Origin of the sequence: Marivirga arenosa (assembly GCF_030503895.2) — a bacterium.
Taxonomy (GTDB): Bacteria; Bacteroidota; Bacteroidia; order Cytophagales; family Cyclobacteriaceae; genus Marivirga; species Marivirga arenosa.
Window position 1 is genome coordinate 2,406,142 of record NZ_CP129970.2, and the last position, 24,628, is coordinate 2,430,769.

Annotated in this window: 24 protein-coding genes; 13 read left to right on the forward strand and 11 right to left on the reverse strand. The window is 37.2% G+C overall.

Features of this window, described 5'->3' with window-relative positions:
* Positions 1-77 precede the first annotated feature (77 nt).
* Complete coding sequence (locus QYS48_RS10510) at positions 78-1,049, forward strand: hypothetical protein (protein WP_308355873.1); 972 nt, start codon at positions 78-80, stop codon at positions 1,047-1,049.
* A gap of 2 nt (positions 1,050-1,051) precedes the next feature.
* The gene (locus tag QYS48_RS10515; RefSeq protein ID WP_308355874.1) at positions 1,052-1,492 is read left to right on the forward strand and encodes a hypothetical protein; all 441 of its coding nucleotides are present in this window, start codon (positions 1,052-1,054) and stop codon (positions 1,490-1,492) included.
* Positions 1,493-2,046: 554 nt separating this feature from the next.
* Here the strand turns inward: QYS48_RS10515 and QYS48_RS10520 are convergent.
* Positions 2,047-2,244, reverse strand: a complete 198-nt coding sequence (locus QYS48_RS10520) for a hypothetical protein (RefSeq protein WP_013453375.1) — start codon at positions 2,242-2,244, stop codon at positions 2,047-2,049.
* A 181-nt stretch (positions 2,245-2,425) separates the two neighbouring features.
* Here QYS48_RS10520 and QYS48_RS10525 point away from each other — a divergent pair, with 181 nt between their 5' ends.
* Together QYS48_RS10525 and QYS48_RS10530 are read left to right on the forward strand one after the other, a co-directional pair.
* Positions 2,426-3,187 carry a hypothetical protein gene (locus tag QYS48_RS10525; protein WP_308355875.1) on the forward strand — a complete coding sequence of 254 codons (762 nt, stop codon included), beginning with the start codon at positions 2,426-2,428 and terminating at the stop codon, positions 3,185-3,187.
* Positions 3,188-3,195: 8 nt separating this feature from the next.
* Entirely contained in the window at positions 3,196-3,858 is a 663-nt protein-coding gene (locus QYS48_RS10530; protein WP_308355876.1) for a DUF5675 family protein, read from the forward strand.
* 2,051 nt (positions 3,859-5,909) lie between these two features.
* Here the strand turns inward: QYS48_RS10530 and QYS48_RS10535 are convergent.
* The 9 genes from QYS48_RS10535 to QYS48_RS10575 form a co-directional block, all read right to left on the reverse strand.
* The gene (locus QYS48_RS10535; protein ID WP_303270345.1) at positions 5,910-6,116 is read right to left on the reverse strand and encodes a GDCCVxC domain-containing (seleno)protein; all 207 of its coding nucleotides are present in this window, start codon (positions 6,114-6,116) and stop codon (positions 5,910-5,912) included.
* Positions 6,117-6,144: 28 nt separating this feature from the next.
* Entirely contained in the window at positions 6,145-7,491 is a 1,347-nt protein-coding gene (locus QYS48_RS10540; RefSeq protein ID WP_308355877.1) for an NAD(P)/FAD-dependent oxidoreductase, read from the reverse strand.
* A gap of 2 nt (positions 7,492-7,493) precedes the next feature.
* Positions 7,494-8,126, reverse strand: a complete 633-nt coding sequence (gene merTP / locus QYS48_RS10545; RefSeq protein ID WP_308355878.1) for a mercuric transport protein MerTP — start codon at positions 8,124-8,126, stop codon at positions 7,494-7,496.
* Positions 8,123-8,500 carry a metalloregulator ArsR/SmtB family transcription factor gene (locus QYS48_RS10550; protein ID WP_041650451.1) on the reverse strand — a complete coding sequence of 126 codons (378 nt, stop codon included), beginning with the start codon at positions 8,498-8,500 and terminating at the stop codon, positions 8,123-8,125. The genes merTP and QYS48_RS10550 overlap by 4 nt, the downstream gene beginning before the upstream one ends.
* Before the next feature lie 212 nt (positions 8,501-8,712).
* A complete protein-coding gene (locus QYS48_RS10555) occupies positions 8,713-9,474 on the reverse strand; it encodes a hypothetical protein (RefSeq protein ID WP_308355879.1) in 762 nt (253 codons plus the stop codon).
* A 257-nt stretch (positions 9,475-9,731) separates the two neighbouring features.
* Positions 9,732-10,976 carry a hypothetical protein gene (locus QYS48_RS10560; RefSeq protein WP_308355880.1) on the reverse strand — a complete coding sequence of 415 codons (1,245 nt, stop codon included), beginning with the start codon at positions 10,974-10,976 and terminating at the stop codon, positions 9,732-9,734.
* Positions 10,977-11,440: 464 nt separating this feature from the next.
* Positions 11,441-12,364: a hypothetical protein gene (locus QYS48_RS10565; protein ID WP_308355881.1), complete on the reverse strand. Its 924-nt coding sequence runs from the start codon at positions 12,362-12,364 to the stop codon at positions 11,441-11,443.
* 20 nt (positions 12,365-12,384) lie between these two features.
* Positions 12,385-13,422, reverse strand: a complete 1,038-nt coding sequence (locus QYS48_RS10570; protein WP_013453363.1) for a virulence RhuM family protein — start codon at positions 13,420-13,422, stop codon at positions 12,385-12,387.
* A gap of 2 nt (positions 13,423-13,424) precedes the next feature.
* Entirely contained in the window at positions 13,425-13,586 is a 162-nt protein-coding gene (locus QYS48_RS10575; RefSeq protein ID WP_303270338.1) for a hypothetical protein, read from the reverse strand.
* Between the two features lie 312 nt (positions 13,587-13,898).
* Between QYS48_RS10575 and QYS48_RS10580 the strand changes: the two genes are divergently transcribed.
* Positions 13,899-14,123 (forward strand): hypothetical protein, encoded by a 225-nt coding sequence (locus QYS48_RS10580; protein ID WP_308355882.1) that lies wholly within the window; start codon positions 13,899-13,901, stop codon positions 14,121-14,123.
* Positions 14,124-14,303: 180 nt separating this feature from the next.
* The gene (locus tag QYS48_RS10585) at positions 14,304-14,528 is read left to right on the forward strand and encodes a hypothetical protein (RefSeq protein WP_308355883.1); all 225 of its coding nucleotides are present in this window, start codon (positions 14,304-14,306) and stop codon (positions 14,526-14,528) included.
* A gap of 62 nt (positions 14,529-14,590) precedes the next feature.
* On the opposite strand, the gene QYS48_RS10590 is transcribed toward QYS48_RS10585, so the two are convergent.
* Entirely contained in the window at positions 14,591-15,058 is a 468-nt protein-coding gene (locus tag QYS48_RS10590; RefSeq protein WP_302101861.1) for a DUF1905 domain-containing protein, read from the reverse strand.
* Between the two features lie 499 nt (positions 15,059-15,557).
* Here QYS48_RS10590 and QYS48_RS10595 point away from each other — a divergent pair, with 499 nt between their 5' ends.
* The 7 genes from QYS48_RS10595 (at position 15,558) to QYS48_RS10625 (ending at position 24,608) form a co-directional block, all read left to right on the forward strand.
* Positions 15,558-15,905, forward strand: coding sequence for a DUF6660 family protein (locus tag QYS48_RS10595; protein ID WP_308355884.1), 348 nt, complete (start codon positions 15,558-15,560; stop codon positions 15,903-15,905).
* A gap of 311 nt (positions 15,906-16,216) precedes the next feature.
* The gene (locus QYS48_RS10600; RefSeq protein ID WP_308355885.1) at positions 16,217-20,623 is read left to right on the forward strand and encodes a CusA/CzcA family heavy metal efflux RND transporter; all 4,407 of its coding nucleotides are present in this window, start codon (positions 16,217-16,219) and stop codon (positions 20,621-20,623) included.
* 35 nt (positions 20,624-20,658) lie between these two features.
* Entirely contained in the window at positions 20,659-21,867 is a 1,209-nt protein-coding gene (locus tag QYS48_RS10605) for an efflux RND transporter periplasmic adaptor subunit (protein ID WP_308355886.1), read from the forward strand.
* A gap of 58 nt (positions 21,868-21,925) precedes the next feature.
* Entirely contained in the window at positions 21,926-22,717 is a 792-nt protein-coding gene (locus QYS48_RS10610) for a cation transporter (protein WP_085517228.1), read from the forward strand.
* A gap of 2 nt (positions 22,718-22,719) precedes the next feature.
* Positions 22,720-23,607, forward strand: coding sequence for a cation diffusion facilitator family transporter (locus tag QYS48_RS10615; protein WP_302101857.1), 888 nt, complete (start codon positions 22,720-22,722; stop codon positions 23,605-23,607).
* Positions 23,597-24,037, forward strand: coding sequence for a Fur family transcriptional regulator (locus QYS48_RS10620; protein WP_013453354.1), 441 nt, complete (start codon positions 23,597-23,599; stop codon positions 24,035-24,037). Before QYS48_RS10615 ends, QYS48_RS10620 begins: the two co-directional genes overlap by 11 nt.
* A 187-nt stretch (positions 24,038-24,224) precedes the next feature.
* A complete protein-coding gene (locus QYS48_RS10625; RefSeq protein WP_085517224.1) occupies positions 24,225-24,608 on the forward strand; it encodes a DUF3703 domain-containing protein in 384 nt (127 codons plus the stop codon).
* Positions 24,609-24,628: the final 20 nt, after the last annotated feature.

The following is a 24,628-nucleotide window of genomic DNA, read 5'->3' on the forward strand; positions in this document are numbered from 1 at the left end:
AAGGCAATTGCGAGAAATTGACTTCAAACCACAAAAACTGAGAGAAATAATAACTATCAGATTGAAAATATAAGCGAGTGAAGCGAAAAGCTGGACGCAGGCGAACGTACGCCACCAGCCACTTGCTGGCGATACGTGCTTTAAAAATTAATCTAAACATTGACCATTCATTTGGAGGAGATGTTAATTATATGATAGTTTGGGAAAGACAATGGTGGGACATCCGAGACGGGAATTTAACGCAAGCATACTATAATGGACCACAGATGAGTAGTCCTTGGAATCTAAATATCGGAGGGGGTAAGTCATTAAGATTCGCAACAATTCATAGGGCATGCCATCGTTACACGTTTGAAGATGTAAATAACTTAAGCAGACCAATTTTGGGGAATGGAGGTAAAATAAAAATTAATTATAATGATGGAGAAGGCACTGGTGTAAACTGGGGACAAGAATGGCAAAATGTTGACTTCAGAACAGGATTGCTACCAAATATAAAGATTTGGGGTAAAAGTGAAAATACTGGTCAATATTTCATGACAAACCAATTGTATTCTACTACAATTCATGAATTAGCTCATACCACACATATAAATACTATGAACTTTGGTCTTATTGGATATGGTCAAGTTAGTCCAATCTTGTATGAAAGCTGGGCTACTGCTGTGGAATGGTATTTGACCAGAAAGGAGTACTTGGACAGGGGAGTTAATAATTATGATAGCCCTAATCTAATTGTTCCAGACGTGGGATTACAGGTAGATAACGAACAATGGTGGAGATTTAATGGCAGAGGAGAGACCAATGATATTTACACCCCTCTTTTTATTGATTTGATTGACAACTATAACCAAGCTGCTGAAAGAAATAGTAATAATATGCCTACAGATATTATTACTGGTTTCTCTGTGCGTAATATTGAAAGAAATGTAATACGAAATTCTTACGGTTTAACAAGCTTGAGAAATGAGCTGAAGAGGAATGAACCAAGTGGTATTACGGATGCTCAAATTGATAATTATATAGCATTTTACTTTAACAATTTGTAAGAATGAGAAAATATTTTTTTCTACTATCAGTATGTTTTTTAAATGCATGCGGAACTGGTGAACCAATAAGTGGCGTAACTAAACATATTTTCCAGAATAAAACCAATTATGAAGTTTTGGTGATAGGTTATAACGATGGTAGTGAAGCAGCCAGTTTCAATCTTCAATCTGAAGAAGAATACATTTGGGATATCCCTGCTAGAGATGGTGCAGATAATGGTCCTTTCAGCACGTCATTATTTAGACCTCATGACTCAGTATTAGTGTTTTATGCAGATACACTTGTAATTCATTTCGATATTGGAAGATTAGAAGGTAATCCAATGCGCATAGAAAACTACGATCTTGTAGAAGGCGAAAGAGAGCCTTTTATTTATGAATTCATTTTTGATGAAGAAGATTATAATCTTGCACTGGAAAGAGGTAGAATCATGAAGCCTTAAAGTACAAGCCGTCCTGAAATTAGTTGAAGGTTTTTTAAGAGTAAAGTACTTAAAGAATGATTTTTTGAATTGCTCATGATACATACTGTTAAAATGGACACTACAGCATGAGCAGAAATGATTACAACAGACAGCAAATCGGCCTTTGTGTGCTTTAAAAGGCCAAGTGTCCAAAAATATATAATTTTAAAATGGACACCAAATGGACACTTTTTATTTGATATGAATTGGTTTTTAATGAACCATAAAAATAAAAAAGCCCTAAATCGTAAGATTTAAGGCTTTTTGAGTTCAGATGAATTCTGAAAGTGGGCCCACCTGGACCACACTAAAACCTTATTCAAAACTGATATTCAGTTACTTATGATTTGTATGGTTTAAAAGGGCACGAATAGGGCACTAAAAATTTAATCGTTTTTATCGCCAAATATCGGCTCTTTTTGAAGCTAAAACTGCCAAAGAACTTTTCTTTGTTATACTAAATATACACAAAAAAGGGCAAATATTATGTATAAAAGGCGGGAAATTTCTGGATTAGAACCTGAAAAATTGGCTTAATCGGTGAGGTATTCCTGGACTGTTTCAGCATCTATTCCAGTGTAATCAGCGAACTCTGAAACGGTGATCATTTGGTGTTTTTCTTTTCCTCTTCTTTCCCTGATCTTCTCTAATAATCTTCTTCCTGTGCGTTCGCTTTTTCCTGTAATGCGCTGTATGTCCTTTGGATAGATAACGGTTCTTTTCAATATCATAAGCTTATACTTTATCTATACTTTATCAATAAGGATGCTATACACTAATATAGCCAATTTCTTGAAAGCTATAACGACAATAATTACCAATTAAGACAACACGACCTTTAGCGGAAGTCAGTTTTTGACAAATGCACTTTAGGAGAATAGTTTGCCTGCTCATCAAATAAAATTTTTAAGTATGGCAAGACAAAAAGGTATTATCAAACTGAAAGGCAAAATCGGAGATTTGTCTTTCTACAAAACGAAAGATGGCTACTTGGCTAGAGAAAAAGGAGGTATTGACAAAGAGCGTATGAAGAACGATCCCGCTTTCCAACGGACTCGAGAAAATAGTTCTGAGTTTGGAAGAGCCGGGAAAGCTGGTAGGCTTTTGAGAACTTCTGTTCGTCCATTGCTTTTGAAGGCTGCTGATGGCCGAGTGGCCAGTCGAATGACGCGAGAAATGGTGAAGGTCGTGAAAAGTGATTCCGACAATGAAAGAGGCGAAAGAACGGCTGCTAACGGTGATATTGAATTGCTTAAGGGCTTTGAATTTAATCAAAGCGGAAAGCTTAATGCGACTATGTATGCGCCCTTTGTAGCCAATATCGACAGGGCAACGGGCGAAGCCACGGTCAATATACCAGAATTTATTCCGCAGAATACTTTTGCAGCTCCTGCAGGCGCATCGCATATGCGTTTGGTGTCTGCTGCAAGCAAAGTGGATTTCTTAGAGGAAACATTCAGCTTGGGTACTAATGAAAGTAGCGAGATAGCGATTGGTCCACAGACCGAAACAGCTATCACCTTGACTGCAACTGTTCCGACAGCTGGTGATCAACCCATCTTTTTGCTTTTTGGAGTGGAATTCCTGCAGGAGGTGAATGGGACTATGTATCCGCTTAAGAATGGAGCCTTTAATGCATTGGCACTTGTTGAGATTGATAATAGTGCTAAATAGACTTCACAATGGAGTTTCTATTAAAGCGAATATATCATCCTAGCGGAACTAATGGAGCTCTTTGGTATGATGGATCACTGATCTGCCATACCATTGAACTCCCCTGGAAGGAAAATCAGCCTTTTGTCAGTTGTATTCCTGAAGGGAGATACCTTTTGGAGAAAAGGATTACTCATGAAAGGGGATTTCATCTGATATTGAAGAGCGTTCCGGGAAGGAGTTGGATTTTAATCCATCCTGCGAATGATGCCCGGACAGAATTGGAAGGCTGCATTGCACCAGTATTGGAGTTGACAGGAATAGGAAAAGGAATCCGATCGTGTGAAGCCATGGACAGGCTTTTGGAAGTCTTTGAAGAGGCTCAAGAGAACCAGAATCATATTTACATCACTATCAAAGATAAATCAACTATGAATATTTTAGAACGAGTGAAAAAGCCCACCCCAAAGTTGTTTAGAAAGTTACGAACAGTCGGTTTGGTATTGGCTGCTGCAGGAGGTGCTATTTTAGGAGCGCCAATTGCACTGCCAGCTGGCTTGATTACGGTTGCAGGATATCTGACCGTTGGCGCCAGTGTCCTGACTGCAGTGAGTCAGGTGACGGTGGATGATGAGGTCAAAATACCTCCACTGCCTGAGGTAAAAAACAAGGGAGATGCAAGTCCACGGTAAGGCGGGCACAGCTGGCGGAACACTGCTCACCGTGCTGGTCAATTTGCAAACAGCGGATATCGTCAAGACTTGCATTTTGGCAGCTGTGGGAGCATTAGTTAGTTTTTGTATGTCATTGGCCATGAAATGGGTGGTCAAGAAAATCAGGAAGAAAGACCGTAGTTCATAGCTACGGTTTTTTTTATGTCCAGTCCACAGAGAAATGATCAAAAAAATAAAAACCTGGCAGGCGAAACCCACCAGGCAATAAAACTAAAACGGCAATGGCGAGAAATTAATCTCAAACCTCAAAAACCGAAGGAAATAATAACCTTCAGACTGAACACGAAACCGCGTTAAACTAAACGCTGGACGAAGACGAACGTACGCCACCAACCACCGGCTGTCGATGCGCACTCTAAAAATTAATTTAAACATAGTGCGCATCCACACAGGACCGGTGAGATAGATGCAAGAGCGGCACAACAAAAAATACGAGCATGAAGGGCTTGGAAGTCGAGAAGGATGCTGGAGATTTTTTTTGTAGCCGGCAACGCGAACTCTTGTCATCTTTCTCATCCGCATGCCTGTACCTTTCACTATGTTTGGATTGATTTTTTCACTGTCCTTAAGCAGGAAAGCTAGCCTGTAGCCTTTTGGGAAAGTAAGCAATCTGGCAGAAAATCAGCTATGAAAATCCTCCTCTTCCTAACCTGAACCTCCACATATAATATTTTTAAAAGAGAAAAGAAAAAACGGAAAAAAAGAAAAGAGAAAGCCTTTTTTTCCGGGCTGACTCGCCTAGGGGGCAAGTCTTTTTTGAAAAATACTTCCGCTGGTGAGCGGAGGAGATTTTTTAAAAAACCCAACGGGCTTGGGCTTGCGGCCTAAAAGCGAAAGCAGACCGATATTGCTTTCCTCTTTTATTTATTTTTTACTGATTATGAAACCCCATAAAGTCTAGAAAGAACTTGTAAATCAAATTCCTGGGGCTAATTCCACGCGGCTATAGCCGCACCTTAAACGGGTGGTGGGGAATTTGGGAATGGATGTGGAATGCTGTCCTATAGTAATAGCACTACAGTTTGATCAAGGCACCCATGCGGGCAGAAGTGGGAAGGTGAACGCAGGAAGAGCGGTTGCAAATAATGGAGTTTACGGAATGGTTTGCAATCCGCTGTGTGTCGAGCCGTCTGCGAGTGCGACCCCGGGTGGTAGACCGAGAGTGACCGTAGGGAACGGGGGCTAGCCACGAGCGGAGAGTAACGGAGCGAACAAGGCTTGGCGTGGTTTTTTGTTGAGAAGGAAAAAGCAAGTTTAATACAGCCATTGAAGAAAGGGATGTGTAAAGCGTGGCTGAATTATACTTGCTGTGGGAGTGACAAAGCGCCTTTATTTGAAGGGGCTTTGGTCACGATGGGCTACAAAAACCATGACAAGCCGCAGCCCGGGGGTGCCCGCAGGCGAGCCTAACTTTGGCAACCGGGGGATGTTGCTTTTAACAGTAGCGTAGCGGAGGTTTAAAGGAACAGACCAGGTAGGTTGCCGTGATTCACTTGGGCTAAGCTGCGAGGGGCATGACAGCACTTGCCCCGAAGGGGTTGGCTTTTGGCTTTAAAGACCTTATAAATCAACACTTATTTAAAGCCTGGAGCCAATGCTGGCGAGACCCTTTGCCGCAGCCCAAGGGCAGCACACCATAGTGCCTGGCAGTGCGGCTGGTATATTAAACAACAACTTTTTGGCTTGGGAGCCAAAAAGACCGCTGCCTTTTGCTTTTTATCTCTTTATCTGCTTAACAGAAAAAAAGCAAAAGCTATGAGGGAAGGTTTGTGCGGGTAAGTGCGGTTGGTTAGCCGAGGGCCTTTGATTTACCCTTTAGGGAAATTAAAGGCTTTCGGCTGTGGGAGCCATGGGCTTTGGCTAATTTTTTTGGATTGTGTAAGGGATGTAGGGAAATTAGGCAAGGCGCATGGTCTTTGCCTAATAATTCATTTAGAGAAAGCTTTAAATGGGAATAAGGAAAAACGAACGTATTATGTTTATTGATGCGTTCGTTTTTTGGAGCTTTACTAACAGCAGCTTTTGTTTTGTTGGATCGGTGGACATGCTACTGTTCCGTAACTACAATAGACACAGCAATCACCAGTTTGTGGTTTTAAAACTGTGTTACAATTTTCACACTCATAGAAGAATTGACAAGCATCTGTTGGCATTTCTTCTGTTTTTTCATGCCCACAGTTGGGGCATTTTATCGTTGATTCTAATACTACTTCCATTTGAGTTCTATTTTTATGATTTTAAAAATTAAACCATGTACACTATATCCGAACTTGCTGAGGGATAGGTAAGGATCATGGTTTTTATGTCTTTTGAAGTCAGGCCTCCTTTAATTGCCATGGCAAAAAGATTAATAACTTCTTCTGCATGGGGTCCTGTAAGGTGTGCTCCCAAAATTTTACCACTATCTTTTTCGATGAGCGTTTTAAAAGCATAGGTCTTTTCATTGAGCCTTTTGGCTGTAAACCAATTAGGAATACTATTTTTTTTAACAATGAAATCCAATCCCATTTGGTTGACCTGCTCTTCAGATAGTCCTACTGATGCCATTGCTGGTGAGGTAAAGACCACAGTTGGTATAGCACTGTAATCAGGCTTTTTGCTATTTTCTTTTAGAATGTTGGATGCTACAATATGACCTTCCATCACGGCCACAGGAGTAAGAGGCTTGCCATCAGTAGCAGCTGCATCTCCGGCAACATATACATTTGGGTTTGATGTACTTTGCAGATATTCGTTTGCGACTATTCCTTTTTGAGTGAACTTCACATTGCCTTTATCTAAATCAAGGTCAAAAATAGCAGGCAGCCTTCCTGCTGAATTAATTACCACTTCAGCTTCCCAGTTCTTTTCATTACCATCAGGATTTGCAGTGACTTTATATCCAGCTTCCGATTTTTCGATTTTGCTGACATCTGTGTTAAGTATTAACTCTATATCTAATTCTTCCGTGGCTTTAGTGATTTGTTCCACAATAAAAGGATCAAAATTCTCTAGAGGTCTCTCTCCCCGGTGAATAATAGTCACTTTACTGCCATAGCGAGCAGCCATGTGGGCAAATTCAAAAGCTATATAGCCACCACCTATAAATATGAGAGATTTAGGAAGGTTTTCGAAGTTTAAAAAGTCGGTACTTGTGAGTGTTAAGTCTCCACCGGGAAAATCAAGATGACGGGCTTTCGCTCCAGTGGCAATCACAATCTTAGCTGCTTCTATAATCTCATCTCCTACCTTCAGTTGATTTTCCTTTATGAAGCGGGCAGAAGAATGAAAGGTCTCCACCCCATTTTTCTCATAGCCTTTTTCTAATTTTGCAGGCATAATTTCCACAAATTCCTGTTTGCTTTTCATGGCAGCTTTCCATGAAATTTCCGGAATATCAGAGATGTTTCTATCCTCCAAATTGGTTGCGAAATGCCTTAATTCCGTAGCTGCCAGCATAATTTTCTTCGGATCGCAACCGCGCAAAGCGCAAGTACCACCATAAGGTAATTCATCCGTTATGCCTACTTTCAATCCTTTAGAGGCACAGCGATTGGCGATATTCATCCCTGCCATGCCAGAGCCAATTACAAATAAATCGTATTTCTTCATAATTATTTCTGACTGATTACTTTATAGCCTGTGCCGTTTATGGCTGCCTTAATTTCTTCACTAGTTACTTTTGATTGATCATATTTTACCATAGCATCAGCATCTTCGTAACTCGCATCTACTTCCACTATACCGTTTAGTTTATTAACATCATTCTCTACATGCGAAGCACAGCCATTACAGGTCATCCCCTTGATTTCGAAAGTGGTAGTTTGCAGATTATCAGTTTCTACCACAATAGTCTGTTTTTGATCTTGTGAAGGATAAAACATATCAGCATACAGAGGAAAAGCCATCATCACCACCGCAAAAACCGTTACAATTCCCAGAAACTTCTTGCTTTGCCAAAAATTGGGTTTTTCGTCCTCTTCACAAGCACAAGCTATTTCCTCTTCCGTTCTGGGTTTCAATTTTTGATACCAGGCAAAAGCTAAAACCAGTATGGTGACTCCTATAAGATATGGTCTCAAAGGATCTAACCACGAAAATGTGGAAGCAATCCCAGATGCACCTGAAACCAGGGCTAAAACCGGGGTGATACAGCATATTGATGCTGCAATTGCAGATACTAATCCTGCCCCTAAAAGTTTTTTGTTATTATTGGATTCAATATTTGAGTTTTCCTGCGTAGTCATATCATTTCTTTTTTGTCACCAACTGTGATTTCCTGAAACAAGGGTTTTAGAAGCTCTAAATGTTCTTCATTAATTGCATAAAAAATGGTTTGACCGCTCCGTTTTCCTGTGATGATATTCCGGTCTTTCATTTTTCGGATGTGCTGAGATATTGCAGGAATACTCATTCCCAAAATATCGGAAAGATCACAGGGGCATAATTGGCCTTCTTGTTCTAAGAGGTAAAGTATTTTCAGTCTGACCTCATTACCGGCTAAATTCAGGATGCTACTCAGCTTACCGAATGATTCTTTGTTTTCTTCGAGATTTTCTTTGCATTGCTGAATTTGTACTTCATCAGCCAATACCCTTATACATGATTGATTTTTATCCATGGTTACTTTATTTGTACTTCCATAACGCATGCAAGTTAATGAAGTTCATTATTTAAGCAAATACTTAAATACAGTATTTTAATGTGAGGTATATTTTATTTGTTCAATATTATTGACCCAATTAAGGTAGTTTGGATACACGCGAAACTCGTGCCAGCAGGGAGCTTCTTCGTTTGTCTAGTCCTGATTTTACTTTACAGTTTTACATTTAATTAAACAAATTTTGTTCTTAATAAATCAATTAATTTATTCATCTTATCTTTATATTCTTCATCAGTCAATTCAATCATTCTCTTATTTTGATTATTAAATAATTCATCCAATTCATTCTGATTTTTTAAATTCCTTGGAAAGGTCCTAATTGTAATGCTTTTGAAATTATATATATCATCGATTGCATTCTGTAATTCATTGTCTATTACAAAGCAAGTTTGTATAAACCCTAAAGCTTCAAATACTTGCATTTGATACTCTGAAATATCTTTTATTAGGCCTAATGCTCTTTCATTTTGTTTTTTTGCCTCGTCCAAGTCTTCTTTGTTTTGAGAGAAAAGTAAATATCTAGTTTCATAAAATTCACATAATAATTTGGCTTCAATATTTGTTCGAATTGATTGAATCCAAGGATTTTTCAAAGCCATAATCTTTGAATATGAAATACGCTGATTATCAAAAATTTTTTGTTTTTGAAACAGACTATATGAATTTCTATAATTTAAATAATTACCAAGCAATATGCCTAAAATTGCAAATATTGCTGGAATTAGGGTTGGCCACATATAGCTTGATGCTTGGTCTTCTTTTATCAAATCCGCAGCTAAGGTGTCTAACGACTTATTTACGATTTCAATTTTGTCAGGTATGAAAATGGAATCTATTTGGTCTTTAGTTACTACTAATGATTTATTACTGTCCGTTTGAGAAAAGCTCAATGAGCATGAAAGTATAAATATCATTGTTAATTTACGTTTCATATTGTCTTACGGTGTCGTTTAAAATTATTGCCAATAAAATAATAAGTATACTTGGTAATATAAACTTAGTTAAAAAAAATATAAATTAATGGTGATTGGTAAGGAATGTTGTTTCTAGGGGCATAAATAAGAACTTTTACTAATTAGCCTGTAAAGCATTAAGGTAGAACAGCAGTGAATTACATTTGATTGAACTTGGCGGAATTCCCGCCAAGTATTTCTAGTATCGAAAAAAGATTAGTTGCTAAAATTAAGTTTTATTTTGGTAAATGAAATAACTGAACTGCCAGCTTTATTTCACGGTTTTTATCACCATTGATATGAAATCGATAATTGAACCAATTTTCATCTGTTTTAGTAATGTAGCCTAAGTAATTATCATGGTCTTTTGTTGATGCTTCAACCTTTTGCAGAATGGTGGAAAAATCTATTTGCTTAACAAAAATAACCACGGATGCTTTAGTATCTCTCCACGTTAAATAATTTAATAATTGTGAAATCGTTTTCAAATAGCCTTTTTCACCTTTCCAGAACTTGCACTCAGCAATAAATATAACTGAACTATCAAATCTCAATTGGATATCAGTCTTACCAGATTTGTTGAATGTTTCTCCAGACGCACTTCCTAGCTCGAAATTAGGGTCTAAGGTCATTAAAATATGGTCTCTTAAATCTTCTTCATTTTTGTTTTCGTAGACACTTGGCATTCTTTCAAAATTTTTACCAACATCATTAATCAATTTGAGAATTTGAAAATAATTTTTATCGTCTAAAGCTGGTTCTGGTGTAAACCCTTTTTCAGTTATGGAAGGTTTAATTGATATCTTTTCTTTTAGTTTAGGTTGTGGAACTGAAAAAGTTTCTGAAATATTATTTTTCTTCTTGAGTGGGACACCTAATGAAGCCATTAAATTATTCTTGCTTAGTAGCTTTTGCTTTTTATTACTGACGAACGATTTTATTTTAGCATATAGAGAATTATTAAATTCTAAAATATCCGTTCTAAGCGTTTCATAATTCCTTTTAACACCATTGACTTCTCTATCATAGTCCTGTTTTATTTTTATAGGGTCATTATGAAAATTTATAAATTCAGCTATTACGGTATTTCCCTTCACATGAAAATTGCCACCTCCACCTATTGAAAATGAGGATGCAGGGCATTTTAAGAGTAAATCAGCATTGCCTTCGACTGGAATTATAAACTGAATGACTTCTTTTTTATATTTTTCTCCTGGACGAACATGGAAAGACATATGAAAATATTCTGCAGGGATATCATCTTCATACATATCAGCGTAAACATCATCAAATAAAATTGTAGGGACATCCAATGCATATTCATCTTTTATATGGTTAATATATTCGATTTCGTTAGCATTTAGGATATAATCTTCAGGTTCACTTTCCACAGTTTTATTTATACTTTCAATAGTAGATAAAAACTTATCTGAAATACGACCTGAGCTAAATATTTTTGAATGACTATTAAAACTGTACATGCGAATTTTTGATATGCTAATTCTAAACTTAGTTGAATAAACTTAATAAAATTTAATATAATTTAAGGGTATAAATTAAGAATTGTTCGTGTTGGTAAAAAAAAGAATAATTTGGCTTCAGTCACATCCTGTAACATTGTTAAGTTATTGGAAATTAGTATTTTAAGGGCTTAGTTTGTGAGTTTAGTCACATCCTAGGCACAAGTCCCCAGCCAAAGGCTGGCAAGCTATTCTTAGTCCTTCCCCAAAAGGTAAGGAGATTGAAAGGCTGGTGCGTTTGATTTAATTTTTTACCACCCTGGGTAATTTACAGGTTTTTGAAATGATGGGCACAAGCGGACAAGGTTGCCTTCTTGACTAAACTGTGCTTAGCGGTAAACGTGGAATTTAGATTATACTATTTTGAATAGGTAACCGGTACTAGTTGGGAGCTTCAGTTTGTTTTTTACTTTGAACTTGATAAATCATAAGTTCTCACTGCCTTTTGATAATAAGTATTTAAAATCTTCATTTGGTAAGATTTTAGATACTATGAAAGTAGCTGTTTCCTTATTTATTATTTTTGATAGGGTTAAATCAAATATTTTGCCTTTCACCAATTGCTTCCAGTTTTTCTTATTTAAAGTTGTACTTAGTTTTTTTAGTTCTTCAAGCTCATTGAATAATATTTCTTGACCATGACCTAGGATTCGAAGTTCTTTCATTACCTCATCAATGGAATTTTTACTTTGCTTAACTGTTTTTCTTTTTCTGGACCGTTGCCATTTGCCTAGTTGCAATTCTCCCTTAACGGTAATTTGATATGATTTATAATCGCTTTTTATGAAATAAGATTTTAAAAGCTCTTGAATAATTTCTTTTAATTCATGATCACCTCTTGGGAGAGCAATTCCATTTCCTGCTAAAATCCATTCGATAGAATAGTAATTATCATCTTTTAATTTACTTAGTTTAAAAAGGATGAGATAGAGAATATCTTCAATATTTTGGTTTTCAATGTCAATTAAAGGCTCTATTTTAAGAATTACATCTAAGTGAGGAAGCATTGATGAGAATTGATCTAAAAATTCTATCCTGTTATTTAAGGTTCTATTGATGTTATTACATTTATCTTGAAAAGTATCTTCTTTGCCTATATAGTGCCACCCTATAAATTTGTCAATGCCATATGATTCATAATTATTCCATAGCCAACTATCCGGATCAGAAAATGATTTGGTAAAAATAGTCTTCAATTGTTCATCAAAAGAATCTCTTTTCTCAATAGCATTTTTCAAATCATGCTCACTTCTAATTTCCTTTTTGTATAACTCCTTTAAATGGTCAATCACAGGTGCTATTGATTCATTGAAATCTTGAAGGGATGATTTGATTCGAATATTTTGCATTTCCTCAGGTGTTTTACATGCTATTTATTCCGTTTTTTGGTGATGCGTTTTACCTCTTTATCGAAGTCAGATTCGAAATTTTTATCTTGGTCTACTCTGAATTTCTGGTATTCTTTTTCTGCTAGTTGTTTGGCTATCTGTGCTGAGATTTTACCGGCATCCTTTAAAACTTTGTAATCATTAAATTGTAAAAAGCCATCCAGTTTGCTTATCCAATCGCTCATTTTCATAGGGTTTTGTCTTTCTGCCTGAAGCTCAGCAAAATCTAAATACATGGTGACGATACGGTTGAGGTCTTTGAGTTCTTTTTCTTCTAAGTAATTCTTGGCTACTACTATATCGGTTTTAAGTACTTTTCCTTTTGGTGCGCTTTTCCAGGTGGTTAAGCCCATATGCGGTTTTTTAGCATCCGCTCTTTCTTTAATAATTTCAGCTGCGGTATGACCCGTAATAGCCCAATGGAGTTTGTTTTGCACTGTTTTGAAGAATGTCTGCGAGATTTCTGCTTTAGGATCGTAATCAATGCTACATTGAGCATAGATATCGGTGATTTTTTGGTAGAATCTTCTTTCACTTGCTCGAATCTCCCGAATCCGTTCTAGCAGCTCATCGAAGTAATCTTTACCAAATTGGGCAGAACCTTGTTTTAAACGTTCGTCATCCATAGCAAAGCCTTTGATAATGAATTCACGTAAAACTTTGGTTGCCCAAATACGGAATTGTGTACCACGCTGTGACTTTACTCGGTAACCCACAGAAATGATGACATCCAAGTTATAATACCTTACGGTGTTTTCTTGTGTTTTCCCTTTGATAGCGCCATGCGGACTGGTAGTTCGGAAATCCCGAACAACCACTTTCTCATCCAGTTCACCTTCTTCAAATACATTACTAATATGCTCCGATATCGTGGATTTGGCTTTTTCGAAAAGCTCTTGCATACCTTTTTGGGTAAGCCAAACAGTTTCATCTTGTAATAGGACATCTACCTTTACTTCCCCCGCCTGGGAAACGTAGAGCAGGAATTCGCTTTGGTTGGGGTTAAGGTTGTTGCTCATTTTTAATTTAATTCAAGGTCTTTAGTTTGTTCGTTAATCCAAGCTAAGGCAGCATTTTCATCTTGTTCTATTGCCATTTCCACTGCTTTTTTTGCTACTTCTAAAAGGTGTTCGGATTGCTTTTTGAGTTTGAAGCTTTCATTGATTTCATCTTTTATATTCAATTGAATATTGGCATTTAAAATTAATTGATATGACTAAATCCTGAAATTACTGATTTCAAATATATGAATTTTATATGAAGGCTAAACCTTTAGGTTTAGTCTTAATGTTGATAATTGTATAAGTTTGTATAATTCAATAAAGTATTAAAACTAACTCGATTCATTTTCGAAAATCATGAGAGCAAATCAGCACAATATGACTTTGGTTCAGCACTGAATGATAAACTCTATGAGAATTTAAAGAGTGGGCCTGGCTTTATTGAAAGGATAAAATCTTTGATTGCCCAAGGCGCTGATATTAATGCTCCGAATTTGAGTAAGGAAACTATTTTTCAGGCTACATCGGACTGTTATCCCAAAATGGATTATGATGTGGTGCGCTATTTGGTCAATGAAGCGGGAGCAGATATTAATGCTCATGATGATGAGTATGTTACTAGTTTGTATTCCTTGGCTTTGAATGAAGATTCTGAGCGTTTGAAATTATTCCTTGAGTTGGGCGCCAATCCTAATACCATAACACCAGACACTTTCTAGACTGTTTTAGATGATATTGAATCACTTCATTACTCCGCCTATGAAGTATTTGAGAATAAGGAAGAATCTTTACTGGAGGCAATTGAAATCTTAAAATCTTATGGAGCAAAAAGCGCTCATGAATTATTTACCACTGAGCCAAAGGAGTATCTCGCTGTGAATATGTTTTATCCTACTTTTTTGATTTCTAAATATGGGCAAATTAAAGTGGAGGATTTGACTAATGATTCTGATATCTTAAAAGCTTTTCAGGAATTAGAAAGTCTTAAACAGCAGCATGAAAATATTAGTGATGAAAAGGAGCGACTGTCCTTTTATAAGGAGGACTGTAGGGATCATATTGAGAAAATTAATGGTTTATTGGAGGGACTGGATGTTTTAGAGGGGGTGGAGGTTGTAAAATGAGGGATTATGAATTTGATTTAGGTACTTAAATATCCTATTAAAGCAAATCAAATGGAGGCTGCTTAATCATTATTTTTACTCAGTTGGTCAATATATTTCAAAATCATTTTTACTTGCTTTTCTTCTGATTTCAATGAAATTATTTTACCGATAATTTGATTTCTCTCTTCTTCTGCCAATTTTTTAAATGCTGTCAATACGCCTGAATCTTTGAAAGTTTCTAAAACTTCCTTTTCTGTAATTTGCTCATTGGAAGTTTGTAAATAGAGAGTTACTGTTACCGTGTCGCCACCGCTTTTATTGATTGCTTTTCTAATGGTGCTATTTATAGAAATGAGTTTATCCTGATCTCCTATTTTTGCTAAGTTATGACTCTCTATTTTATAGTCGTCAATTGTCCCTGAAACCTTCATAGAGCCCCACTTCCCCACTATGTGTTTTGTGTTTGGAATTCGAATATGGTAAGTCCAAGCGCCTTTTCCTGGTTGATATTTTAATTCAAGTTTTTCGTCTTTAACTAATTGCTCCATTTTCTCGCGATTTGTTTTTTAGCCTACAAGGAATAGCTAGCTGATGCTCTGGATGATTTAATGTGTTATCAGAAAATTACAGGCTATCAACATTAAATCAAACATCATTGTTTTTGCACGCCATTTATTCGTTAGAATTGAAGAATGTTCAAGTTAATGGTACCGATTGAGATGGATTTCGGCTATTGGACTAGCTCGCATCTAATGGCTGGAAATCTATACTTAATCTTTCTCCCGAGGAGGAGACTGAGTAAGGGGTGTGAGTTTATCTCCCACTTTAAGGGATATTTTGAGAATTGATTATATAGAAGTTAGAGAGCTTGTTCCAGAGGAGATTAAAAGTTCAGTTTAAAATTTACCAAGGCGTTTTGTTTCGGAGGAAGCTCGATTAGGAGAAGTTAAATTTTTAATATGTTAAGAGTGATTTATCAAAAACGGCTTTGATTTCGGTTTACAAGTATTTTTGATTTGCCTAGTTGCATAAATGCAATAGCCTTGCATGGATTTAATTCCTACCTTTGCTTTCGTGAAAGTTTTATGCTACATATTGAGTTTTTATTTGATTGCGCTTTGCGGGATACCCTGCTCTGATGCTAAATCAATAAATAATGATCAAGAAATCACTTCTTATCGTGATTTAGTAAATGAAAATCAAAGCCATGAGCATAATCAGGAAGAAGATGCTTGTTCACCGCTCTGTGTATGTCATTGCTGCCATCTCCATTTCTTTCCTATAACAGAAATTCCATTTTCACATCCTGATCTATTATCAGGTTCTTATTCTCTCTATTATCAGGATTTCAGAACTATTGAAATCTTCGACTTCCTAAAACCTCCTCGTCTATAAAGCTTTATTCAACAGGACAGGTGCGCCCTTTTGATAATGATTGGCATTTAGAAATTGCTAAGGAGTACCACTATACTGATTGAATGAGCAATTCCAAGAAGACTTAACAGCTGGAAGATTCTTTTATTCTTTCAGCTTGGGGATAGTCTAAATGATTCATTAAAATTTGAAGGAAATAAACACCTCATCAAGCTTTAAATAGGTATTGGTGATGTCTATTGAGTTGGTCTCTAAGATGACCATTCAAATTAGATTGTGTCCATATAGATTGTGTCCATTTTCCTCTTTTTAAATAACTAATTAAAAGTCTTATGATTAATAAAATCATTTCTTTTTCTATAAAGAATAAATTTATTGTGGGTCTGCTCACTATGGCACTCATAGGAGTTGGAACATACTCCATGTACACGGTCAATTTGGGTTCTGTACCCGATATTACCAATAATCAGGTGCAAGTGATGACCGTTTCGCCTAATCTAGCCACGGAGGATATAGAACAGTTTGTGACTTACCCTGTGGAATTGGCTATGGGTAACTTGCCGGGAGTCAATGAAATTAGGTCAGTTTCACGGTTTGGCCTCTCGGTTGTAACCATCGTATTTGAGGATGATATGGGTACTTATTTGCCGAGGCAATTAGTACAAGAAAAGCTTAACGACTTACAGGAAACCATCCCTGATAAATTTGGAAGCCCAAGTATGGGGCCGATAACAACAGGCTTGGGTCAAATTTACGAATATACTATTCAGCCTGAGGAGGGCTATGACTCGGTATATTCCCCAATGGAGCTTCGAAGTATACAAGATTGGATCGTAAAACGGCAATTGACCTTACTGAAGGGAGTAGTTGATATTAACTCTTTTGGTGGGTATATCAAGCAATATGAAGTAGCCATTAATCCTGAAAAGCTTAAAGCCATGAACGTAAGTATTTCTCAAGTTTATGAGGCACTGGCTAGAAATAATGTTAATACGGGAGGCGCCTACATAGAGAAAAACCACATGTCTAACTTCATACGAGGGGAAGGTTTAATTAGATCATTAGATGATATCCGTAAGATATCGGTGAAGACAGAAAACGGTATTCCTATCACTATTGCGGATATAGCAGAAAAAGTGCATTTCGGAAATCAAGTGCGCTATGGAGCTTTTACCCAGGATGGAAAAGAAGCAGTTGGTGGCATTATCATGATGCTCAAAGGAGCTAACCCAAATAAGGTCATACAGGATGTGAAAGACCGTATGGCAGAAGTGGAAAAATCGCTTCCTGAAGGTTTAAGCATCAATACGATTATCGACAGAAGTGATTTGATTTCAAGAACCACTGATACGGTTAAAACCAATTTGATTGAGGGAGCTTTAATTGTGATTTTTGCCTTGGTATTGCTTTTAGGTAGTTTACGAGGTGGTATTATCACCGCTACTACTATTCCGCTTTCGCTTCTATTTGCTTTTATACTAATGAAGCAATTTGGTGTTTGGGCTAATCTTATGAGTTTAGGAGCTATTGATTTTGGGATTATCATTGATGGAGCTGTCATCATTATTGAAGGAACTGTTTATGAAGTACAAAAGCGGATTAGGTCTGGTAAAGTAAAATTTAATCAGGGCGTGATGGATGATTTGGCTTATGATGCAGGTAGCACTATGATGGGTTCCGCATTTTTTGGTCAAATCATTATATTGATTGTTTTTGCTCCTATTTTATTTCTCACAGGAGTAGAAGGTAAAATGTTTCAGCCCATGGCTTACACCTTTGGCTTCGCCATGATAGGGGCTATTCTACTATGCTTGACTTATGTTCCGATGATGTCGGCCTTACTGATGAAGCCCATACAAAACAAGAAGAATTGGTTTGGTCGATTTGAACGAGCTTTAGAGCGAGTAAGTGATAAGATCATAAGCGCCATTCATAATGCCTACCTACCGCTACTGAAAGGGGCTTTACGTTTCAAAATGCTGGTTATCATCTTTGCCATTGCTTTACTGGGGGTGGCAGGGTATACATTTTCCAAAATGGGAGGTGAATTTGTGCCACAGTTAGACGAGGGAGATATTGCCATGCAGGCATTGGTAAGGCCAGGCAGCTCACTTAGCGAATCGAAAAAGGTTTCGATTAAAATAGAGCAACTATTGCTCGAAAATTTCCCTGAGATTAAAACTGTTACTGCTCGCATTGGTGTGGCAGATATACCAACAGACCCCATGCCAATGGACATAGCCGATATGTATTTAATATTGGAAAAAGATAAAGATCAATGGGTTTCCGCTAAGACAAAAAATGAATTGATAGCGAAAATCAAGGAAAAGCTCGAAACGCATCTTACGGGTGTGAATTTTGTTTTTACACAGCCGGTAGAGCTGCGATTCAACGAATTACTAGAGGGGGTACGGGAAGATATTGCCGTTAAATTATATGGTGATGATTTAGATATTCTTGCTAAGAAGGTACAGGAAATGGCTGAAATTATTGAGACTGTGCCGGGTGCTGGAGATGTTAATCCTGAACGGACATCAGGCTTACCTCAAATGACAGTGCGCTATAATCGCGATAAGATTGCGCAATATGGATTGGACATTCAAAAGCTGAATGAATATGTAAGCTCAGCCTTTGCTGGAGGAGTAGCGGGGGTGATTTTTGAAGGAGAAAAGCGTTTCGATTTAGTCATTCGATTTGATGAAGCCTACAGGCAAAGTATAGAGGATTTACAGACCCTGTATATAGATTTGCCAGACGGTACGCAAGTACCCATTAAAGAGGTAGCAGACATTAGTTATGTGCCAGGACCCATGCAGATTTCACGCGATGACACTTATAGGAGAACTTATGTGGGCGTCAATACAAGAGGCAGAGATGTTGAATCTGTAGTGAAAGACATTCAAGCTAAGCTGGATGCCGAGCTTGACTTACCTCCCGGGTATTATATAAGCTATGGCGGTGAATTTGAAAATCTGGAGCGGGCAAAAAGTCGTTTGATGATTGTTGTACCCATAGCACTCTTCTTAATATTTGTACTGTTATACTTTGCCTTAAAATCCTTCTCGCAATCCATTATGATTTATATCGCTATTCCACTAGCTGCAATTGGGGGTGTTTTTGCTCTTTGGCTGCGAGATATGCCCTTCAGTATTTCAGCAGGGGTAGGCTTTATCGTACTATTTGGGGTAGCCGTTTTGAATGGGTTGGTATTAATCAATCGGTTCAATTCATTGAAAGAAGAAGGTGTTACAAGTATTAGAGAACGAATTTTAACAGGAACCAAAGAACGAATCAGACCAATTATGCTTACTGCAACAACCGATATTTTTGGATTTTTACCGATGGCATTTTCTGCCTCCGCAGGAGCTGAAGTACAGCGGCCTTTGGCCACAGTAGTTATTGGAGGGATGCTTACTGCCACGATGCTTACGCTGGTAGTATTGCCAGTGCTTTACACTTTTGTTGAAGGAAGAATTGACAGGAGAAAAGGACTAAGATCACCAAGTGTCAATGTTATTATTATACTGATCATTTGTGGAGGATTATTTGGTTTGTCAAGCTCAGGCCATGCACAAGGTGTTCAGCAAGATTCGTTTAATGAAATCACTTTAGATGAGGCTAAGAAAAAGGCGGTCGAGAATTATCCTAAAATCAAATCGGCAAAACTGGAAATTGAAAAGCAACTAGTACTAAAGAAAACAGCTTGGGATTTGGGGAATACTCAGATTTTCACAGGAAGAGAAGAAGCGGGCAATGGTTCTAATGGAGTGTACACAAGCATTGGCTTTCAACAGCAAAATATTGATGTTTTTGGTGTCGCCTCTAAGCGAAACCTTCAAAAGGAACAGGTGGTATTAGCAGAAAAAGCACTTGGGCTATCCATTATTGAGCTGGAGCGCGAAGTAAGTACTGCCTGGGGAATGCTTTATGTAGCAAAAAATAAGTTTGAAGTTTACGATAAACTTGATTCTGTTTTTAGGGATATAGAGAGAGCAGCTAAAATCAGATTGGAAACAGAAGCTACTTCTAAGTTAGAATTTTTAGCAACAGCCAATCAAGCCAACAAAGTACATATTGAAAGAGAGCAAGCCTACAGAGACTACCTAAGTGCCCTGCAACGACTGAATCTGTGGTTTGCTAATGATAGCTTATTCACCGTAGCAGATATTCCATCAGAACAATTAGATGATCCGCTAAATTTTGTGGCAGATTCTCTAAGAAGTCATCCATTATTGGATATTTCGGCACAAGAAGTTGAAGTGGCAGATGCCATCATAAGGGAGAGGCGGTCACAGTTTCTGCCGAAGTTGCAAGGGCAATATGGCAGACAGGAAATTGCAGGCCAGTCTGGGTTTTATACCTATCAGATCGGTATAAAAATTCCTTTATTTTTTGCACCTGAACTAGGTAGGTCGCAGTCTGCTAAAATTCAAAAGGATATTGCCAAGCAAAATTATAAAGAGACTCAATTGAAATTGAACAATGAATACAATCGTGTTAGAGCGCAGTATCTGAAATGGTACGATTCCTGGAAATATTACCGTGAAGAGGCCTTGCCACTTGCTACCGAACAGCGGAAAGGTGCTATTGCAGCCTACAGAGAAGGAGCTATCAACTATGTTTCTTTTCTACAAAATATAAAAGACGCAATAAGTATAGAAGTGGATTCATGGAATGCTTTCGGTAAATACCTGGAGAGTCGCTATCAATTAGAATATTATTTAAAAACATCAAAATAAGTCATAAAATCATCAGATTTATAAAACATAAAGCAATGAAAAATCAAATTATATATATTCTGGTATTCTTCTTTTTCGGAACAGCAATTACAGCTTGTGGCAGTAAATCAACTGGAATAGAAAATAAAACAAAGGATAAATCAGCAGAAGAGGCTGGACAAAAAGAAGCGGGAATGTCTGTTTTACATCTTTCCAATCTTAAGTTTGAAAGCCTAGGGATAAAGGTGGATTCCCTGCCTAGCCGCAACCTATCTGGAATTGTAGAGGCAAATGGACATTTAGAAGTTCCTCCACAGCATGAAGCTACCGTTACTGGCATATTAGGAGCCAATGTAACAAGTATAAAAGTGATTGAAGGAGATAAGGTTAAAAAAGGTGAAGTATTGGCTTTCTTGTCACACCCTAATCTCAGCAATCTTCAAAGTAACTATATACAAGCTTATAGTCAATTCCAGTATCTTGAGAAAGAGATGCAAAGACAAAAGCGCCTTTATGAGGAGGAAGTAGGCTCAGGAAAGGATTACCAGGAGACCTTAGCAAATTACCAAGCAAAACAAGGAGAAATGAAGGGTTATGAAGCTCAATTGAAACAATTAAGTTTAAACATAAGAAGAATTCAGGCTGGTGAAATTTATCAGTATGTACCTGTTGTCAGTCCTATAAATGGGTACATAGAAAAAGTCAAAGTTCAGATCGGCCAATATGTTGAGCCTCAAACTGAAATGTTCATGATTGTGAATACAGAACATGTTCATGCGGATTTGATGGTGTTTGAAAAGGATGTTCATAAAGTGGAGGTAGGCCAACAAATGAAATTCTCGGTTGCTTCAGTGCCAGGTGCAAATTTGACTGCTAAAATTTATTCTGTGGGTAAGAAATTTGAGCAGAACCCAAAAGCGGTACATGTTCATGCAGAAATTGAGCAGAAGGAAAATTTTTTAATCCCCGGTATGTATATTAATGCTAGAATTGAAACTAGTAATAAGCAAGCCATAGCATTACCAGAGGAAGCCATTATTGAAGAAGATGGAAAGCCTTATATTTTCCTTGCAGAAGAGCTTCAAAAAGACGGTGAAACAGAATGGGCTTTTCAAGCTGTGGAAATACGAACTGGGTTGAAGGCATATGGATGGGTTGAGATAAAACTTCTGGAGCCACTTCCAGCAGGGGAGCTAGTCGCATGGAGTGATGCTTACTATTTGATTTCAGAGATGAATAAAAGTAAGGCCTCTCATGGACATTAGATTGAATTTCAAAATTTTCAGAACATGCGGTTTTGTATCAGTTAATATTTAACAAAATATGAATAAGAGCACTTTTAAAATACATAAAATGGATTGCGCCTCTGAGGAACAGATGATTCGAATGAAACTAGAAAGTTTAGAAGAGGTTAAGCAGCTTGAATTTGATATTCCCCATCGACAATTGCAGGTATATCATAGTGCTGAAATTGATGGCATTCAAAACGCCCTAGCCGAACTTCAACTGAATGAAAAATTAGTAAACACCCAAGAAGCAGACTTGCCAGGAATTGTTGATCATCGGCAGCAGAGAAAAGTACTTTGGTGGGTGTTAGGAATAAATTTAGTCTTTTTTGTAATTGAGATGACTACAGGCTGGATTTCAAGCTCTATGGGCTTAGTTGCTGATTCCTTGGACATGCTAGCAGACTCTATTGTTTATGGGCTTAGTTTATTGGCAGTTGGTGCTGCTGTTGCTAGGAAAAAGAAAGTGGCAAAAATAAGTGGCTATTTTCAAATGGGCTTGGCTCTTTTAGGTTTTTTGGAGGTATTGAGAAGATTTTTTACTGAAAGTGGAACACCTTTGTTTCACTGGATGATTATAATTTCAATCCTAGCCCTAGCAGGAAATTTAGTGACACTCTGGCTAATCAATAAAGCAAAAAGTAATGAGGCTCACATGCAAGCGAGTAGCATTTTCACCTCTAATGATATAATTGTGAATGGCGGTGTGATTTTGGCGGGTGTACTGGTGTATTTATTAGAGAGTAAATGGCCAGATTTAGTAATTGGTGGAATAGTTTTCGCCTTTGTGATTCGAGGCGCAATAAGAATCTTAAATCTTTCAAAATAATTATGGGAAATAATCACGAACATTCACACGATCATTCTGAAGGCAATGTAAAAGTAGCCTTCTTTCTCAACCTTGCATTTACGATAATTGAAATTATTGGTGGGCTATACACCAATAGTTTGGCTATTTTATCTGATGCTTTACATGATTTGGGAGATAGCCTGAGCTTGGGCCTATCCTGGTATTTTCAAAAATTGTCCAAAAAAGGCAGAACAAAGACCTTTTCGTTTGGATATAAACGATTTTCCCTATTAGGTGCTATAATAAATTCCATAGTATTAGTGGCAGGCTCTATATTTATCTTAACTAAGGCAATTCCCGGTCTTTTCAATCCTGAAGAAACCAATGTAGAAGGAATGCTGTACCTTTCTATACTGGGCATTATCGTAAATGGAGCAGCTGTCTTTAAACTGAGAAAGGGTGAATCCCTGAATGAAAAAGTAGTCTCATTGCACCTACTGGAGGATGTATTAGGATGGGTTGCTGTGTTTATAGGTAGTATTATCATGATGTATTTTGATGCTCCATTTATTGACCCATTACTTTCTGTATTAATATCCTTATTCGTGCTATACAATGTCTATAAGAATCTAAAAAAGAGTTTGCTCGTTGTAATGCAAGGAATTCCTTCTGATGTATCAATTGATAAAATACGGAAGAAATTGGAAGTGATTGATGAGATTAAAGATGTGCACGATTGCCATGTGTGGTCTTTGGACGGAAATTATCATATTATGAGTATTCAAATAAGATTGAAAGAAGATTTTAGATTATCGGAGCTTTCAGAGATCAAGAAAAAAGCTCGTAATGAATTAAAGGATGAATCTGTTAATCATATTACGATTGAAACTGAAAGCATGGAGGAAAATTGTGAGTTAGATGATTGTTAAAGATCAAGAAATGAAAATAAGGGAACTGGAAAAGAATTTACAGGAAAAGAATATTAGACCAACGGCTATGCGTCTGTTGGTCTTAGAAGCCTTGCTAGATCAAGAAATTGCCATTAGTTTGACTGATTTGGAAAAGGAGGTGGAAAAATCTGATAGAGTGACCTTATTTCGCACGCTTAAAACATTTCAGGAAAATGGGCTAGTCCATAGCATTGATGACGGTACAGGTGCACCCAAATATGCATTATGTGAAGATGGTTGCAAATGTGAATTAGAGCGAGACTTGCATGTCCATTTTCATTGCAAGGAATGTAATGAGACCATTTGCCTACCTAAATATAAAATCCCAGAGATTAGTTTACCACAAAAATTCATATCAGAAGAGGCGAATTTGGTAGTAAAGGGTATTTGCGGGAAATGCGCTAGTTGAGTTGTAAATGGATTGTTAATAGTGGGTAAGCTTGAAAAATTTCAAACTTTAATTATACTTTTGGCCGTATGCCTAGACTTGTTCATAGAGCAATTTGAAGAAATAATATAAAGCATTTTTACTTTCTAATAATTGCAATTCTACTGCATTGAATTATCCTGTATTTTCGTTCAAAAAATATTTTGATATGAATTTCAATACATTAATGCCTGAAAGACTCAAAATTTATTACTGCAAAGAATTGGAATTATATAGGGAATACTTAAATAAAAAAGAATTGCCAAAAGCCTGGCAACAGTTAGAACGGGCTCATGTCTTAGGCCAGCCCTATCCTTTTCAACATTCCGAAGTTCATTGGTTGATGTTAAAATTTGGCATAAGAATAAAAAGCACTAAAGAAATTATTGGGCAGATACCTAGATTACTTGTAGGGGGTGTGAAATCTTTTGTGGGAAGGATTCCTGTGGGGAATACGGGTGGTGCAAATGTGCCGCCATTGAAATCAATGCCAATCGAAAAAGAGCTTCTTGATATTATTGAAAAATCAAAAATAGAAAGTAAGGCTTCTTAATAATGTCATTGGATTAAATT